16 protein-coding genes are annotated in these 17156 nt (G+C 38.1%); 14 read left to right on the top strand and 2 right to left on the bottom strand.

Translation table 11 applies throughout. The features are described from left to right. Positions 1–14: 14 nt before the first annotated feature. Positions 15–167, bottom strand: coding sequence for a hypothetical protein (locus tag MHH73_RS21315; protein ID WP_191816365.1), 153 nt, complete (start codon positions 165–167; stop codon positions 15–17). A gap of 192 nt (positions 168–359) precedes the next feature. On the opposite strand from MHH73_RS21315, the gene MHH73_RS21310 reads away from it, so the two are divergent. From MHH73_RS21310 to MHH73_RS21270, 9 genes are all read left to right on the top strand, one after another. After that, positions 360–803, top strand: a complete 444-nt coding sequence (locus MHH73_RS21310; protein ID WP_224936847.1) for an Lrp/AsnC family transcriptional regulator — start codon at positions 360–362, stop codon at positions 801–803. Between the two features lie 709 nt (positions 804–1512). Beyond that, positions 1513–2454, top strand: a complete 942-nt coding sequence (gene nikB, locus MHH73_RS21305; RefSeq protein WP_341069339.1) for a nickel ABC transporter permease — start codon at positions 1513–1515, stop codon at positions 2452–2454. A gap of 21 nt (positions 2455–2475) precedes the next feature. Continuing rightward, complete coding sequence (locus tag MHH73_RS21300) at positions 2476–3369, top strand: ABC transporter permease (protein ID WP_341069336.1); 894 nt, start codon at positions 2476–2478, stop codon at positions 3367–3369. A 19-nt stretch (positions 3370–3388) separates the two neighbouring features. Beyond that, entirely contained in the window at positions 3389–4927 is a 1539-nt protein-coding gene (locus MHH73_RS21295; RefSeq protein ID WP_341069333.1) for an ABC transporter substrate-binding protein, read from the top strand. A gap of 8 nt (positions 4928–4935) precedes the next feature. Continuing rightward, positions 4936–5919, top strand: a complete 984-nt coding sequence (locus MHH73_RS21290; RefSeq protein WP_341069871.1) for an ABC transporter ATP-binding protein — start codon at positions 4936–4938, stop codon at positions 5917–5919. After that, positions 5916–6932, top strand: coding sequence for an ABC transporter ATP-binding protein (locus tag MHH73_RS21285; RefSeq protein WP_191816357.1), 1017 nt, complete (start codon positions 5916–5918; stop codon positions 6930–6932). Before MHH73_RS21290 ends, MHH73_RS21285 begins: the two co-directional genes overlap by 4 nt. Positions 6933–7165: 233 nt before the next feature. Further along, entirely contained in the window at positions 7166–8770 is a 1605-nt protein-coding gene (locus tag MHH73_RS21280; protein ID WP_341069329.1) for a gamma-glutamyltransferase family protein, read from the top strand. Between the two features lie 74 nt (positions 8771–8844). Further along, complete coding sequence (locus MHH73_RS21275) at positions 8845–9375, top strand: chromate transporter (RefSeq protein ID WP_191816423.1); 531 nt, start codon at positions 8845–8847, stop codon at positions 9373–9375. Continuing rightward, on the top strand, positions 9372–9911 hold the full coding sequence (locus MHH73_RS21270) for a chromate transporter (RefSeq protein ID WP_191816353.1): 540 nt from the start codon (positions 9372–9374) through the stop codon (positions 9909–9911). The genes MHH73_RS21275 and MHH73_RS21270 overlap by 4 nt, the downstream gene beginning before the upstream one ends. A gap of 212 nt (positions 9912–10123) precedes the next feature. Here MHH73_RS21270 and MHH73_RS21265 read toward each other — a convergent pair whose 3' ends face one another. Further along, a complete protein-coding gene (locus tag MHH73_RS21265; protein WP_191816351.1) occupies positions 10124–10450 on the bottom strand; it encodes a general stress protein in 327 nt (108 codons plus the stop codon). A gap of 218 nt (positions 10451–10668) precedes the next feature. On the opposite strand from MHH73_RS21265, the gene MHH73_RS21260 reads away from it, so the two are divergent. The 5 genes from MHH73_RS21260 to MHH73_RS21240 all read left to right on the top strand — a co-directional run bounded on the left by MHH73_RS21260 (position 10669) and on the right by MHH73_RS21240 (position 17146). Next, on the top strand, positions 10669–12615 hold the full coding sequence (locus MHH73_RS21260; RefSeq protein ID WP_341069326.1) for an ATP-binding protein: 1947 nt from the start codon (positions 10669–10671) through the stop codon (positions 12613–12615). Further along, positions 12612–13955, top strand: a complete 1344-nt coding sequence (locus MHH73_RS21255; protein ID WP_341069323.1) for a sigma-54-dependent transcriptional regulator — start codon at positions 12612–12614, stop codon at positions 13953–13955. The genes MHH73_RS21260 and MHH73_RS21255 overlap by 4 nt, the downstream gene beginning before the upstream one ends. A 181-nt stretch (positions 13956–14136) precedes the next feature. Beyond that, on the top strand, positions 14137–14517 hold the full coding sequence (locus MHH73_RS21250; RefSeq protein ID WP_341069321.1) for a DUF3969 family protein: 381 nt from the start codon (positions 14137–14139) through the stop codon (positions 14515–14517). Between the two features lie 557 nt (positions 14518–15074). Beyond that, entirely contained in the window at positions 15075–16043 is a 969-nt protein-coding gene (locus tag MHH73_RS21245) for a TAXI family TRAP transporter solute-binding subunit (protein WP_341069318.1), read from the top strand. A gap of 2 nt (positions 16044–16045) precedes the next feature. Beyond that, positions 16046–17146 carry an ABC transporter substrate-binding protein gene (locus MHH73_RS21240; RefSeq protein WP_191816340.1) on the top strand — a complete coding sequence of 367 codons (1101 nt, stop codon included), beginning with the start codon at positions 16046–16048 and terminating at the stop codon, positions 17144–17146. Positions 17147–17156 lie beyond the last annotated feature (10 nt).

Genomic DNA, 17156 nt, shown 5'->3' with positions numbered 1-17156 from the left:
TAAGAACCGCATCTTCAGTTTGAAGAGCGGTTTTTATTTACTTCTAAGGAGTCAAAATAAGCAACATGGTGGGCGTTATTGCCAATTCGAACATCACACATAAGAAATCGAATCAGTAATATCGGGGAACGGGAAGATTTCACCGCGACACCATATATTACAATCACGTGTATACCTCCTGAGGTGGCATCATATAAGATTGAATCATTGTCTCTCGTGGTAGCAACTGTGTAGCGCAAAACAATCATTAAATAAGACAACAAGTGTAAATAGTATTTGATAATTTATGTTTGATATGATAATTAAATATACAGGTTAATCTCATTTTTTACCTAGTCGAAAGAGAAGGTGGTGTTTTTTTGGATCAGGTCGATAAGAAGATATTAGATTTATTAATTGAAAATGGCAGAATGTCTTATGTTGATATTGGTAAACAATTAGGACTCTCACGAGTAGCTGTAAGGGAAAGAGTGTCTAAACTTGTTGAAGATGGTGTGATTGAACAGTTTACCGTTGTAATTAATAGTGGCAAGGCAGGGAAGGAAGTTTCCGCTTTTTTTGAGATTGATTGTGAACCGAGTTCGTTAGTAAAAGTAGCCGAGGCGTTGGCGGAGAATGCAAGTGTCGCTAGTTGTTACCAAATGACCGGCCCCTCTACTTTACATACCCATGTGTTGGTAGATAACTTTGATGCACTTGAAAGATTTATTAACGAAGAATTATATGCCCTAGATGGCATTACGAGAGTTGAAAGTAATATATTGCTTAGAAGATTTAAAAGTCGTCGTGGGTTAAAGTTGTAGTAGGATTGCATCATTTGTATCGAATGCAGACCGTTATAATAACAATTAAGTCAATTGGAACCTCTGATTAGACATTCTGATAGCTAGCGGAGGTAAACCCAAGTTGAACGTCCAACTTCAGGGAAAATCCGAAAGATAGCAGAGCAAAAGGAAATAGCGCGTGTAACTTCGAGGGAAATCCGAAAGATAGCAAAGCAAATCAAAATAGCGCGTGTAACTCCGGGGAAACTCCAAAGATAGCAAAGCAATCAAAATAGCACGTCCAATTCCGGAACAACCGAAAAGATAGCTGAACAGCATGTCCAGACTCTCTGAAAAGAAAAAAGCCTATCTTTTGCTAGAATCCTAATTAACGAGAATTTTGATACCTCATTAAACTAAAAAATGTTTTGGAAAACAGGTACTCGCCACTGGCGGGTCTTTTTTTTTGTATCGAACAAGAAATTGGTAAATTACCTTTTGTTCCTGAAAACGCTTTATCCATCGATAACTAAAAGATGATAAATAATGATACTTAAGTTACATTATGAATATTTTTGTCAAAAAATGAAAACAAAAGGAAAAATAAATAAAAAATAATTCAAAAAAATGAAAAAATATATAGAATTTTGTATATTTATGTTTTATAATCATTTTTAAATTATTTTAAACATTTAGTAATTAAAAAAAGAAAAATGATTAACAAATGATTTTCGAAGGAGGGGTGAAATTGGTCGGTTTTATATTCAGAAGATTTTTTCAACTTGTCATTCTACTATTTGGTATTTCCTTTCTTGTATTTTCATCTATGTATTTGGCGCCTGGTGACCCGGCATCAATGATTGGTGGACCAACAGCATCAAAAGAAGATATCGAGGCGATAAGAGACAATCTTGGTTTAGATGATCCTTTTCTTACACAATATGGGCGCTATGTAGTAGATCTTGTTCAAGGTGATTTAGGATATTCTTATCAAAATCAACAGTCTGTCGCTGAAGCGATTGGGGTAAGACTGCCAAATACGCTCAAGTTAGCCATTGCTAGTATGATTGTCGCGATTGTCATTGGTATTTTAACAGGGTTGATATCCGCTCTTAAACAAAATTCTTGGCTAGATGTAGGGGCAACAACCTTTGCTCTTGCGGGTATTTCTATCCCGAACTTTTGGATGGGTGCTGTCCTTATTCTTATCTTTTCTGTTAACTTACAACTACTTCCAGTTGGTGGGTTATCTTCACCATGGTATACCATTGAAGGAGTGAAGGAATTAATTTTACCCGCGATCACATTAGGAACAGGGGCAGCTGCGATGATTGCTAGAATGACGAGATCATCCATGCTTGAAGTAGTAAGAGCAGACTATGTGAGAACAGCAAGAGCAAAAGGTGTAAAGGAACGCGAAGTTATATGGATTCATACATTAAAAAATGCGATGATTCCTGTTTTGACAGTAATCGGTGTGAACTTTGGTTCGCTCTTAGGAGGGACCATTATCACCGAAAAAGTATTTGCGATTAATGGTGTAGGCAGGCTAATGATTGACGCCATAGCAGCTAGAGATTTTCCAATGGTACAAGGCTCTGTTCTTTTAGTAGCTACACTCTTTGTTGTTGTGAATTTAGTCGTTGATGTGGTTTATACATATATTGATCCAAGGATTAAATATCAATAATGACGAAGGGAGGAAAAAAGGATGCCAGAGGTTGTACAGGCAACAAATAGTCCAGTAGCAGTAACACCGAAAAAAGATAATGAGTGGTTGTTAATTGTAAAAAGGTTGCTACGAAATAAGTTAGCGGTCCTTGGGTTAATCATTATCATTCTTCAAATCGCCATGGCGTTGCTGGCACCTATTATTGCAACCCACGATCCCGTGAAGCAAGACCTTTCAGCTAGTGAATTACCTGTATTTAGTGAAGGTCATTGGTTAGGTACAGACAATTATGGACGAGATGTTTGGAGCCGAATTGTCTATGGCTCCCAAATCTCTCTATTAGTGGGGATCGTAGCCGTAGTACTTGGTCTACTTGGTGGCGTTACGCTAGGTTTGCTTGGGGGATATTATAAAAAATTAGATGGCGTTATTATGAGATTTGTCGATTTGTTATTTTCCTTCCCAGGTATTTTACTTGCTATGCTCATTATTGCTGTACTTGGCACAAGTCTAGTAAATGTAGCTATCGCTATTAGTATTTGGTCGATACCTTCCTGTGCACGAATTGTGCGAGGGTCGGTCTTATCGATAAAGGAAAAAGAATATATTATGGCCATGAAATCAGTAGGTGCTTCAGACCTCCGTATTATGATAAAGCATATATTACCAAACTGTTTTGCGCCAATTATTGTTTTTGCCACAATGCGAATGGCTACGGCTATCCTTTCAACAGCTGCATTAAGCTATTTAGGCTTAGGTGCACAACCGCCAACGCCGGAATGGGGTTCGATGATTTCGCAAGGACAGGCTTTTATGTGGTCATCTCCACATCTAACGATTGTACCTGGGATTGCCATCATGTTAACTGTATTTGCCTTTAATGTATTAGGAGATGGATTACGAGATGCCATTGACCCTAATATGAACGTATAAAAAATGGGGGGAATTTAGAATGAGGAAAAAAGTTTTAGCTGTACTTGCGATTTTTACTTTAATGATTGTATCTGCTTGTTCAAGCGGTAACGAATCGACAAGTGGGGAAAGTGAAGGTAACGGTAAAATCGATACATTTACATATGCTTCACTATCAGATGCAGTTGGGCTATCACCTATCATGACAAATGATAGTGCTTCAGCTAATGTGACTGACCATGTATATGAAAAGTTGTTTGATAGAAATACGGAAACAATGGAAATAGAACCTAAATTAGCTGAATCCTATGAAAATCCAGACGAGAACACTTGGCTCATTAAATTAAAAGAAGGAATCAAGTTCCATGATGGAACAGACTTTAATGCAGAAGCTGTTAAATATACTTTTGATAAATTAAGAGATCCGGAGACGGCGGCACCACGAGCTTCACTAATGGAGCCGGTTGAATCTATTAATGTTATTGACGATTACACTGTGGAAATCAAAACTAAATATCCGTACGGTCCTTTTTTAGCAGCACTGTCACATTCTAACGCAGCCATTGTAAGCCCAACAGCAGATAAAGAAGGCGATTTAAATAAAGAGCCTGTCGGAACAGGGCCATTCAAATTTTCGAAATGGGTACCAGGGGATCAAGTCGTATTAGAAGCAAATGAAGACTATCGTGATGGCGCACCTGCGATTCAACAATTAATTTTTAAAGTTGTTCCAGAGATATCAACAGCTATTTCGATGTTACAAACAGGAGAAGTCCAATATATTGACAACCTACCTATGGAACAGATTGAAAGAATTGAAAGTCTTAAGAATGTAACGGTTGAAAAGGTAGATGGGACACCAGAATACTATTTCACAGTGAATCATGGAAAAGAAGAATTCCAAGATGCCAAATTACGTGAAGCTTTTGCTAGCGCGATTGATCGGGATGCTGTTGTATCAAAAATGAACGGGTTAGGCATTCGCAGTGATAGTGTCATAGGACCAAAAGTATTTGGATATGTAGAATCTGCTGATGAAGCTGGTACACCTTATGATTTAGAGAAGGCTAAAAGTTTAGTTGAGGAAAATGGCTTTGGAGAGAAAGCGTATAAGCTATTAACACCAAATAGAAGTAATTTCTTACTGATGGCCGAAATCGTTCAAGCACAATTGTCAGAGGCAGGGTTTAACATCGAAATTGAGTCAATGGAATGGGCTTCGTTCCTGGATACAGCAAGACAAGGGAACTTTGATTTAACCTTCTTAAGCTGGTCTAACTTAACGGCTGATGGTTCAGAACTATTTTATCCTAATTTCCACACTGATAATGTCGGTGCATCAAATAGAGCACAATATAGTAACGAAGCATTTGATCAATTAGTAGATGAGTCGAGAACAACCACAGACCAAGATAAACGGTTAGAACTATTAGATCAAGCTAATCGCTTAATGTTAGATGAAGATGCAGTCGTTATTATGTATCACTCCATCGTAACAGCTGCAATGGATCAATCTTATGAAGGTCTACTTTTAGAAGCAACTGGTAAATGGAATCTATCAGAAGTAACAAGAAAGTAGGTGCAACAATGGGAGAGGCTTTACTAGAAGTGAAAAATATGATTACAGAGTTTCGGACAGCAGACGGGTATTTACCTGCTGTCCGCGATGTTTCATTCTCGCTAAATAAGGGAGAGACATTATGTATTGTTGGCGAATCGGGCTGTGGTAAAAGTATAACTTCTCTCTCAATTATTGGATTATTACCAAGCAACGGTAGAATTGCAAGTGGAGAAATTAAGTATGAGGGAGAGGCCATTCAGAGTCATACATCTGAACAAATGAGACAAATTCGTGGCAACCAAATCTCGATGATTTTTCAAGAACCGATGACAGCGCTGAATCCTGTTTTAACGATAGGCTATCAGTTAAGAGAACCTCTAATGATTCATGAGAAATTATCTAAAAAAGAAGCCCATAAAAAGGGAATTGACCTTCTGAAAAGTGTGGGTATTCCTTATCCTGAAAAAAGAATGAATCAATATCCGCATGAATTAAGTGGTGGCATGCGTCAAAGGGTAATGATCGCGATTGCTTTGTCTTGTAATCCTGGATTACTGATTGCGGATGAACCGACAACTGCGTTAGATGTGACGATTCAAGCGCAAATTCTAGATTTGATTAATGATTTAAAGCAAGAATACCATATGGGCGTAATCATGGTGACCCATGATATGGGTGTTGTTGCAGAAGTAGCTGACAGAGTCATGGTTATGTATGCAGGTAAGAAGGTAGAAGAAGGGACAGTAGAGGAGATTTTTAATCATCCAAAACATCCATATACTATTGGATTGTTAAATTCTGTGCCAGATGTAGACAAACCGGATTTTGAACTTGAAGCTATTCCTGGTTCTTTACCTAGTTTAAATCAACAAATTCACGGTTGCCGATTCCACGAACGTTGTAAGTTTGCCAAGGAAACATGTAAACAACAAGAGCCACCTGCCTTTGATTTGTCTCACTCTCATTCGGTGAGTTGTTGGCTTGAAGCAGAGGAGGTAATAAATCAATGAATGTCGCAGATGATAAAGGGAGAAAGAAAACCCTCCTTGAAATCAACCAGTTAAAGAAGTATTACCCAATCAAGGGTGGATTGTTGCAAAGGGTACAATCTCATGTGAAAGCAGTAGAAAATGTCTCTTTTAAGTTATATGAAGGTGAAAGTTTAGGCGTTGTAGGCGAGTCAGGATGCGGAAAATCGACATTAGGAAAAGCCATTTTAGGATTAGAAGAATTAACGGCCGGGACAGTAAAATTCAAAGAGACCGAAATACAATCATTAAGAAAAAAGGAAAAGCTTAAATTTGTGAAAGAAATGCAAATGATCTTCCAAGACCCCTTTGCTTCTTTAAATCCTAGACAGAAAATAGGTCCTGCTATAGCAGAGGTTTTTTCCATCCATACATCTATGTCTGCTAAAGAGAAAAAGTTAGCGGTTATGGATTTATTAAAAGAGGTGGGTTTAAAAGAAGAGCATTATGATCGTTTTCCTCATGAATTCAGTGGTGGACAAAGGCAGAGAATTGGAATTGCACGTGCTATCTGTTTAAATCCATCCTTTATTATATGTGATGAGGCAGTATCTGCTCTCGACGTATCTGTCCAGGCACAAGTGTTAAAGTTATTGAAAACCTTACAGCAGAAGTATCAACTATCTTATATGTTTATTTCTCATGACTTAGGGGTTGTTCGTTATTTTTGCGATAGAGTACTAGTGATGTATTTAGGGAATACGGTTGAGGAGGGAAAGGTAGAGGATTTATATAATGCTCCCCTACATCCCTATACACAAGCACTACTTTCCGCTATTCCGAGACCCACTATTGAAAAGAAACGAAATAGAATAAGATTACAAGGTGATTTACCGAATCCGGCAGATCCACCTTCTGGATGTCCCTTTCATACACGTTGCCCGATAGCGAGAGCACAATGTATGGAAGAGAAGCCTCAATGGAGAGAGTACGGTGAGGAACATTATGCAGCTTGTCATTTTGCTGGGGAATCTATTTTTAAAGAGGCGAAGTGAAATTCCTTTGAAGAGCGAGGTGCTGTTAGCTAGCATCTCGTGTTTTTATTGTAGATTAACATTTGTGTAAGAATAATCAAGTTCATTCTACATATTGATTTTGGAGTATTTAAATATTTTAGATTTAAATCCTGTTATTATCATTAATTTTATTCTATAATCTGTAATGTGTAATATACATTACGTAAGTTAAAATTGATTTTATATTTACAAATGTAAAAGGAGAGGTTAATTTGGATTACTTACATCACCCATTCTCGGCCAAAAGACATACAGTGTTCGCTAAAAAAGGAATGGTGGCGACTTCACAACCTTTAGCAGCACAAGCAGGTATTGAGATAATGCAAAAAGGGGGAAATGCGATTGATGCGGCGATTGCAACAGCTGCAGCATTAACCGTTGTTGAGCCAACTTCAAATGGAATCGGTGGAGATGCCTTTGCTCTCGTTTGGGTAAAAGATCAACTTCATGGATTAAATGCTTCTGGCCCTGCACCCGAATCCATTTCTTCCGATGAGGTAAAAAAGCGTGGCTTCACAAAAATGCCAACATACGGTACCATCCCTGTTACTGTACCCGGAGTACCAGCCGCATGGGCAACGTTATCGAAACGGTTTGGTAAACTATCTTTACTTGAATCATTAAAGCCAGCGATTAGATATGCAGAAGAGGGCTATCCGCTCACACCGATTCTAGGGAAGTATTGGAAAAGGGCATATACAAAGTTTAAAGAAGAATTTACGGATGAAGCTTTCGAAGGCTGGTTTGAAACGTTCGCACCGGATGGAAGAGCACCAGAAATCGGTGAACTATGGCGTTCAGAAGGGCACGCCAAAACCCTTCAAGCAATTGGAGAGTCGGAAGGTCGCTCCTTTTATGAAGGTGAATTAGCTGACCAAATGGATGCTTTTATGAAGAAACATGGAGGTTTTTTAACAAAAGAGGATTTGTGTAAATATGAGCCTGAATGGGTAAATCCAATCTCTACTCAGTACAGAGGTTACGATGTATGGGAGATTCCTCCGAATGGTCAAGGAATGGTTGCCTTGATGGCACTTAATAATTTTGAAAGATTGTCAAAGCCTCAATGGCAATCAGCACATACGCTTCATGAACAAATTGAATCGATGAAATTGGCTTTTACCGATGGAAAAGCATTTATTACAGAGGCGGCAGATATGCCTATTGAAACAGAAGAGTTACTTTCTAAGGAGTATGCGAATCAACGCAGTCAAACAATTTCGGATATCGCTTCCAATCCGGAACCTTATGAGTTGCCTAAAGGCGGTACGGTTTATTTAGCTGCTGCGGATGAAGAAGGAAATATGATTTCTTTTATTCAAAGTAATTACATGGGCTTTGGTTCTGGGATTGTAATCCCAGGTACGGGCATTAGTTTACAGAATAGAGGACATGATTTCTCATTGGATGACAATCATCCGAATTATTTAAAAGGTGGCAAACGGACTTATCATACAATCATCCCTGGCTTCTTGACAAAAGATGGTAGTGCGGTTGGCCCATTCGGTGTAATGGGTGGCTATATGCAGCCGCAAGGTCATTTTCAAGTAATAACCAATACGGTTGACTATGGCTTAAATCCGCAAGCTGCACTAGATATGCCAAGATGGCAATGGATGAAGGAAAAATCTATTTTCGTAGAACCAGAGTTTCCTAATTATATAGTGCAAGAGTTGGAAAGAAGGGGTCATCAAGTGACAATTACACCGGATGGGGGAAGCTTTGGGCGTGGGCAAATCATTTGGCGTAATCCTGAGACTGGTGTATTAATGGGTGGAACTGAATCCCGTACGGATGGTACGATTGCCGCTTGGTAGCATCAGCGAAAGAAAAACAACGAGAAGAAGCTAAGCCCCAAACACGCCAAGGCTTACGTTTACAAAAAGAATTAATGATTGGGAACTTCCGTACTGGGATGTTAGGGTTTGGCGGTGGACCATCCTCTATACCACTTTTCCAGCAAGAAGCCGTAAAGAAATATAAATGGATGACAGAGGAAGAGTTTGCCGATACTTTGGCATTGGCTAATACGATGCCTGGCCCGATTGCGACAAAGATGGCTGGTTACATTGGTTATCGTGTCGGAGGTATAGTAGGGATGGTCAATGCCCTTGTTTCTTCCGTTCTCCCTACTGTCATTATCCTAATCAGTCTTCTGCAGGTTTTACAAGCTTATAAAGATATCCCATGGGTAAAGCATATGTCAGCATCGATTGTCCCGGTTGTCGCTGTAATGTTGGCACAAATGACTTGGGAATTTGTAAAGAAATCGGGCACGACGCTTGGGTGGAAGAAAGCGGTTATTCTTATATTAGCGTCCTTCTTACTTACAGAAGTGACACACTTGCATCCAGGTATTCTCATCATGATATTAATTATTTCCGTCTTTATTCCTTTTAAGAGGAAGGAGAATCCATCATGATTTATTGGGAAATCTTTTTAGCTTTCTTTATTCCAGGTATTCTCGGTTACGGTGGTGGACCTGCGACCATTCCTTTAATTGAAAATGAAGTAGTCGGTAAATATGGCTGGATGTCCACCCAAGAATTTAGTGAAGTGCTGGCGATCGGGAATTCCTTACCAGGTCCGATTGCGACGAAAATGGCCGGTTATATCGGTTACGCAGAAGGGGGTATTTTAGGAAGTTTCGTTGCCCTCTTTGCTACAATTGCTCCTTCGATTATCTTAATGCTTGTACTGATGGCCATTTTAATGAAATATAAAGACACTCCTCAAGTCAAAAATATTTCTAAAATTGTCCGTCCAGTGATTGCTGTGTTACTAGCCGTCATGACCTTTCAATTCCTGAAGGATTCTTTTTCTTCATTAGGAATGATTTATTCTCTCTTGATGGTTATAGGTAGTTATTTTTTATTAGAAAAAATGAAAATGCACCCGGCCATTGTTATTAGTATCGCTTTAGCCGTAGGGGCCATTTCGGGATTGATTATCTATTAGTCTAGGTGAGAGAGTATAAGAGCAGGTGAAACCTGTCTTAGAGAGGGTTATCTGCGAGCGCCGTTCATTTATCTAAAGAAGGACGAGTGCCCTGCTTGTATGGTGCTCATGCTGAAAAGAAGTCATCAATAGATCGCTAAATATAAAAACCGGTAGCAAATCGCTACCGGTCATATATAGTGAAATGGGGGGAATCATATGAAACATAAAGATTAGTTTTTAGTAGAACCGACAATCACAAGTTTACCTTCATCAAGTACTTCTTCATACCTCTCTGCTTCAACATCAGTCATACCAACTGATCTCATTTTCGAACGTAATTCATCGCCTCGGCTTTTGAAGACGTTTCCGATGGAGTCAAATACACCTTGTTCTTTCATACCAATATCATTTGTATCAGTTGCATCTGTTAAATTTTCTGAGCGGTCTTTGTCATGTGCGAATAAGTATATATCCTTCTTAGTATAACCTTCGTTTTCAAGAGAGTTAATGATGCTAACCGCCTGTACTCCGTTTTCTACAACTTCGATTTTATACATAGTTTACATCCTCCTCTTTTTTGAAGAGTATCTTGTGTCTCTTCTTAGTGTATATATATCCTTTTCACAATAGATTAAACCTTATTGTCTATTAATGAAAAATAGAATCGTTATCTGATAGATAAAAATGTCCTTTGGAGCCTTGTGTTATGAAAGTGATTTATTTATTATTTAAATATAAAATATTTATAATTTTCTAACATAATAAGGAGATCATATTGCGCAAAGTATTGCTCGTTTTCATGTTTGTCATTCTCTTTCCGTTTACTCATGTATTAGCAGAAGAACAAGTGTATCGAATAGGGGCAGAAAAGGCGTTTCCACCATTTTCTTATCTGAATCAAAACGGCGAACTAAAGGGCTTAAGCATTGCCGTCTTAGAAAGGATCGCTGACAAAAATAATGTGAAGTTTGAATTTATTCCTATGGATGGCAAAAAAGCGGAGGAAGCGTTAAGAAGGGGAGAAATAGAAGGTGTTGCCGGGGTCACCTATAGTATAGACAAAGAGAATTATATGGACTTTTCCACCCCTTATTTTACGATGTCGGATTCTTTGGTGATACCTAGGCGCTTGAAAGACGAAGTAGAGAATATAGAAGATTTGCGGGATACGCATATTGTTTTAAAAGAAGACACGGCTGGATTAAATACATTAATAAACTTGCGAAATAATAACTTTACCATGACGACTAACCAATACAACGGTTTATTTATGCTTTGGAATGGCCGCGCCGATGTTTTTATTGGAAACAAATGGACCTCATTATTTTTTTTAGATCGTTATGAGTTAGAGAATCAATATGTTGTGTTAGATATTATTTTGGATCCTGCAGATTATGCTGTCGCTGTCCAAGAAGGGGACGAAGAATTTCGACAGTTCTTAGATAAAGCCATCATTGATTTAAAGGCAACAGGGGAAATGAACCAGCTTGTTGATTTTTGGACGAAAGGTGAAAATGAAGAGGAAATCACAAGGTTAAAGGATTTTATTACCATTTTATCGATATTTATGGCCATTGGTGGGTTTATTCTTATTCTCATTTATATATGGAATTATCGGTTGAAATTAGCTGTCAATGAACAGACAAAAGAACTAACCCTTTTGAATGAGGATTTGCATGATCAGCGGCAACGCACCGCGGATAGCAATGCTTTTAAAGAGCAAATTATCAATAATATAGATGCTGGCATAATTACGTTTGATTTAAATTTTATGATGACAAGTTGCAATCCAAGGGCACTTGATATTTTAGAGTGGCCCCAACAAGAAGGGATTGAGCAGTCTCCCATTTTTAAAGAAGTACGAACGCAATTCTATCATGACAGTGCCAAACAATTCGTGTTCCACCGAAACGGCGAACGGAAAATTATCTATTACTCACTGAATGAGATGTATAATTCGTTGGAAAATCAAGCAGGATATTTGCTGACTATTAGAGATGAAACGGAAAAGGTCCAATTAGAGCAAAAATTACTCACACAGGAAAAGCTTCATGCGCTTGGGCAGTTAGTCGCCGGTGTTGCTCACGAGATAAGAAACCCGCTAACATCTATTAAAACATTTATCAATTTAATTCCAAGAAAGATAGCGCAAAAAGACTTTCAAGAGACATTAGTCGAACATTTACCAAAAGAAGTTGACCGGCTTAATCAGATTGTCACCGATCTTATTGATTATGCGAGACCAAGTACACCACGTATTCAGCGATGTACTGCATCTGAGTTAACCACTATGTTGACATTCTTACATGTAACGATGAAGGATGAGCACATTGACTTTCAATTAAAAGTACCAGAGGGGTTAGTCTTTTATATTGACCCTCAGCAAATCAGACAAGTACTTTTGAATATTCTACTGAATGCTGTTGATGCAGTAAAGAACGTTACTGGGAAGCGTATAGAGTTAGAGATGTATCATCTAGATGAAGAGTGTGGAGAGATTTCTATTAAAGATAACGGAGAAGGGATGAGCGTGGAGCAGCAACATCATATCTTTGATCCGTTTTATACGACAAAAGCAAAAGGAGTCGGTCTAGGGCTTACACTTTCTTATCATTTAGTACAAGAAAATAATGGAGACATTAGCGTAATAAGTACGAAGGAAGAAGGGACTAGGTTCGTCATTACTTTACCCATTTATCGAGAGGAGGATTCGCTCAAATGAAGCCAGGTCTACTCGTCATTGATGATGAAGCAGCGATTTGTATGTCCATTAAGTTTGCCTTAGAAGATGATTATCAAGTATATACAACTATAGACCCAGCGGAAGGGATAGAGTGGGTCAAAAATAAACGAATCGATATCGTCTTATTAGATTTAAGAATGGGGGATGTTAGCGGTTTAGATATTTTAAAGCAAGTGAAGGAAATACGTTCAGAGCTCACGGCCATTATGATGACAGCCTATGCTAGCATTGAGACATCGATTGAGGCAATTAAGCAAGGTGCCTATTATTATATTGAAAAGCCGATTGATATGGATAAATTATCTGTACTAATCATGCGCGCACTGCAATATAAACAAGTCTCAAATCGGCTGGAGCCAAAAGATAAACAACTGGAAGCACGTGCATTTTTAGGGACAAGCAAGGCGATGCAACAAGTATTCTCAATGATTCATCGCATTAAGGACATCGATTCAAGCGTACTTATTACGGGGGAAAGTGGAACAGGCAAAGAATTAGTGGCAAGGGAAATTCATTTTTCTGGTAGAAGGTATCAAGGTCCATTAGAGATAGTCAATTGTGCGGCTATTCCTGATAATTTGCTAGAGTCAGAGCTGTTTGGTTACGAAAAAGGAGCCTTTACAGGAGCAACACAAACAAAGGATGGCAAATGTGTTGCAGCAAACGGCGGGACATTATTTCTGGATGAAATTAGTGAATTGCCGCTGTCTCTGCAAGCAAAGCTATTACGAGTCATCCAAGAGCGTGAAGTCACACCACTTGGGTCAAATAAGAAAAAGCAACTCGATATCCGTATTATTAGCGCAGCCAACAAAAATATCGCGCAAATGGTCAAGAACGGGGAATTCCGCGAAGATTTATACTTTCGCTTAAACGTGATTCCTATTCATATGCCACCGCTTAGGCAAAGAAAAGAAGATATTCCGCTACTCATCAACCATCTGATTCAAAAATTTAATCAATCAATGCACAAACAAAAAGAAGGTTTGACCCCAAAAGCGATGGAAGTCCTTCTCCATTATCCCTATGCAGGTAATGTGAGAGAACTCGGCAATATTATCGAGTATGCCGTGGCATTATCAATTAATCAATTAATCGATGTCACAGACCTTCCGCATTTCGTCCAAGGTCACGCCGAACATCCGATTGAAGAGGATGAAATGATTCAATTACCACTTGGCATTCCGATGAAAGAGGTAGAGAAGCGAGTCATCACTGCTACACTCAAGCACTATAAAGACCATAGGCAAAAAACCGCTCACTCCTTGCAGATCTCTGAGAGGAGTTTGCGGGATAAGTTGAAGAATTATGAGAAATAAACAAGTTTAACTGTTACATTTTTAGTTCCATTTGGAAAAGCACATTATATGACCACGATAGACAGTCTCTTTTATATGAGACAATTAATAAATTCTTATTAGATGTTAAGATAAATTGAAAGTGGAACATGGAAAAAGGTTTCTATTCATTATTTTCAAAGTAAATCAGGTTTAGTATATGATGGTAAAGTCAAAAGTGGTTGGAGTGTTAAATAGTAATATGAATCAATTGTTATTAAATACTACAAGTAAAGAAGAATTAGAAAAAATAATACTTTTAAATGTTATAGGGTTGATTGAAGGTATAAATGAAAATTTGATAACAATAGAAGAGTCAGAAAACATTTTATTTAGTCCTTATATAATGGAATTAGTAGACTCTATAGGAATTTCAAAAGAAGTATTAGAAGTTATACATTTAGGAACAGAATTAGAAGATGTAGAGAGTTTAATACCAGAAAATTTATCTCAAAGTTTAATAGAAATTAAAGAAAAAAGTATGACTTTATTACAAAAAAGAAAAGAACATAAATTTCAAGATAAAGTAATAAAAAAATATTAAAATAACCTCATAAAATAAGGGTTTTTTTGTAAAGAATAACAGTTATTTAACTGTGTAATTTCGGACTAAATAAGTAGCCATCTTTTAAATATACTAGTAAATTATGTGAATGATTTAAGAGAAAAAAAGTGTCTTTAAAGAAGCAACATTTTGGATTGAGTGTTGTTTCTTTAGATTTTGGGCATTAATTTTAAAGGAAACTACTTTAATATTGCTTAGAAGGAAGTTTTCGGTGTCTGTCAACGGTAAGCGGACTGAAGGGAGCATTAAGGAGTCGATAGACTAACTTCACCAAAGCCCTCTTAGTGTGTCAAAAGGCATTACTGAAAATGAAGAAAAAATTTAGAAATTTATTTTTTATGTGTTAATGGATAACTCTTATAAAATTTATTTTATTTAGCAATAACTAAAAGTTAAAACCGGCAATTTTTTCCGCAACATACGGCAAAAGTTGCCGGTTTTCTTTTTCTGAACTTTGTAAGCGCATACATAAATCAATATTATGAATTTTGGCACAATAATTGCATTAATAAAAATAAGGGAGGATGTTAGTAGGGATGAAGTCATTATTATGGGTAGCCATTATTTTTCTTTTAAGCGGTTGTACGAATGCACATTCCGAAATCCGATCTTCTTATGATCCAAGTAGGGCCCCATCAGAAGAGTTAGCGGTTGGGAAAAAGTCAATCGTGCTGGCAACAGGTGATGTATCAGGTGTGTACTATCCGCTAGGTGCGGGGTTAATGACGATTTTAGAGGAGTATAATGAGGCCGCTTTTGGTACGAGAGTGACAAATGCCTCGATTCAAAATGCGAAGCTCGTAAGTAGTAACGAGGTTGAACTTGGGATATCGATGGCGGATGTTTTGTATTCTGATGAATTATCACAAAAACATTTAAAGGTATTAACCAATCTTTATCGCAACTATATGCAAATCGTAACGTCAGATCCATCCATTGAATCCTTATCTGACTTAAAAGGGAAGCGAGTCAGTTTAGGTGCAGAAGGAAGTGGCACAAGATTTACGGCAGAAAGGCTGTTAGATGCAGCAGGACTTAGTCAAGAGACAATGGATATTTCGTATTTATCCTTTACCCAATCAGCTGCGGGTATTAACAATGGCACCATTGACGTTGCCTTCCTCTCATCCGGATTACCTAATCCAGTGATTGAACGATTGCTAGAGGAGGAGAACCTTACGTTAGTTAAGGTAGATGAGGAAGCAAGTAAGCGCTTAAATCAGCAGTACGAGGGCTATGATTGGCAAGAAATCCCGAGTCATACATATGAGGGGATAACGGAGCCTACACCGACAGTTACAGTGCAAAACGTGCTGTATGCGAATGAAGAATTATCTAATGAGCTGGCCTATCACATTGTAGAAGGTATTTATGAGCACTTAGATGAATGGGCCGCCTATCATCCGGCTGTTGCAAATATGACGGTTGATGAAGCAGCAACTGATATAGCGATACCACTTCATCCAGGTGCCAAACAATATATAAACGAAGTAGGGGGAAAGTAAAAATGAAAAAAGTCATTACGGCATTATCTATTTTTATGTTGCTATGTCTAGCTGCTTGTGGGGCACCAACACCACAAAAATCCGGAGAACAAGCAAGTTCGGAAGGTGGAAACTCAGATAATAAGTCAATTACGGTAGCAGGTAATGGTGGCGTGATTGAACAAACGATAAGAGATGTGATCGCACCGAAATTTGAAGAAGAAACCGGTATTAAAGTGAATTATATCCCAGGATTATCTGGAGAGATTCTTTCTAAAGTAGAGCTACAAAAGAATGCGCCCCATATTGATATCGCTTTTTTTGTACCAACTGATGTTTATCGGGCGAATGAAAAAGATTTAACTGAGATATTAAGTGAAGAGAATGTACCAAACTTCACCAATGTTATTGATGATTTCGTATCTGTTGAGGGTGCGGGGGCGCCTGTTTTTGGCTTAGCCATTGCCCCAGCGTATAATACAGAATCATTCGAAAAGAATGGTTGGGGACCAATTGAATCTTGGAATGACCTTGTATCCGGAGATTATGAAGGGAAAACTGCATTTGTTGATATCACAAATGACTGGGGATTTAATACATTAAACGCTTTAGCAATGGCAAATGGAGGCAGTACAGATAACATTGATCCAGGTATAGAAAAAGCGAAGGAATTGGCAGGTTATTCAACTACTTTCTATAAAAACTCCACACAAGTGATGCCAGCGATTCAACAAGGTGCTGCTGACCTATCTGTCTTAGGTTCTTATGTTATTAGTGATTTAGCTGAATCAGGCATACCGATTAAAATGGCCATTCCAAAAGAAGGAGTTCCACTACAAGCCTTTAGTGCAACTTTAGTGAAGAACACACCGAAAGAAGAGCAAGCTCTCCAATTTATTGATTATCTTGTGAGTGAAGAAGCCCAATCGTTAATTGCAGAGGAAGGATTCTATCCAGTTGTTGAAGGCGTAGATCTACCAGAAAAATATCAAGAATCTATTGGGATAGCAGAGGATGACCCGACATTTAAGCCAGATGTACCTAAATTCGCAGAAATTAGAGCGGAATGGTCAGATCGTTGGAATAAAGAAGTCGTTCCTGAAATTGGCAAACTACTAGAATAATAGAAGAGGA

Origin of the sequence: Cytobacillus sp. FSL K6-0265 (assembly GCF_038003465.1) — a bacterium.
Lineage (GTDB): Bacteria > Bacillota > Bacilli > Bacillales > Cytobacillaceae > Cytobacillus > Cytobacillus stercorigallinarum.
The sequence above is the reverse complement of the archived record's forward strand: the minus strand, read 5'-3'. Positions and strand labels throughout refer to the sequence as shown.

What these genes read in the sequence shown, in the direction of transcription:
- MHH73_RS21290 (WP_341069871.1), top strand. Translation starts at nt 4,936, where the DNA reads ATGGGAGAGGCTTTACTAGAAGTGAAAAATATGATTACAGAGTTTCGG.
- MHH73_RS21285 (WP_191816357.1), top strand. Translation starts at nt 5,916, where the DNA reads ATGAATGTCGCAGATGATAAAGGGAGAAAGAAAACCCTCCTTGAAATC.
- MHH73_RS21270 (WP_191816353.1), top strand. Translation starts at nt 9,372, where the DNA reads ATGATTTATTGGGAAATCTTTTTAGCTTTCTTTATTCCAGGTATTCTC.
- MHH73_RS21255 (WP_341069323.1), top strand. Translation starts at nt 12,612, where the DNA reads ATGAAGCCAGGTCTACTCGTCATTGATGATGAAGCAGCGATTTGTATG.
- MHH73_RS21300 (WP_341069336.1), top strand. Translation starts at nt 2,476, where the DNA reads ATGCCAGAGGTTGTACAGGCAACAAATAGTCCAGTAGCAGTAACACCG.
- MHH73_RS21245 (WP_341069318.1), top strand. Translation starts at nt 15,075, where the DNA reads ATGAAGTCATTATTATGGGTAGCCATTATTTTTCTTTTAAGCGGTTGT.
- MHH73_RS21250 (WP_341069321.1), top strand. Translation starts at nt 14,137, where the DNA reads ATGGTAAAGTCAAAAGTGGTTGGAGTGTTAAATAGTAATATGAATCAA.
- MHH73_RS21265 (WP_191816351.1), bottom strand. Translation starts at nt 10,450, where the DNA reads ATGTATAAAATCGAAGTTGTAGAAAACGGAGTACAGGCGGTTAGCATC.
- MHH73_RS21295 (WP_341069333.1), top strand. Translation starts at nt 3,389, where the DNA reads ATGAGGAAAAAAGTTTTAGCTGTACTTGCGATTTTTACTTTAATGATT.
- MHH73_RS21240 (WP_191816340.1), top strand. Translation starts at nt 16,046, where the DNA reads ATGAAAAAAGTCATTACGGCATTATCTATTTTTATGTTGCTATGTCTA.
- MHH73_RS21275 (WP_191816423.1), top strand. Translation starts at nt 8,845, where the DNA reads ATGATTGGGAACTTCCGTACTGGGATGTTAGGGTTTGGCGGTGGACCA.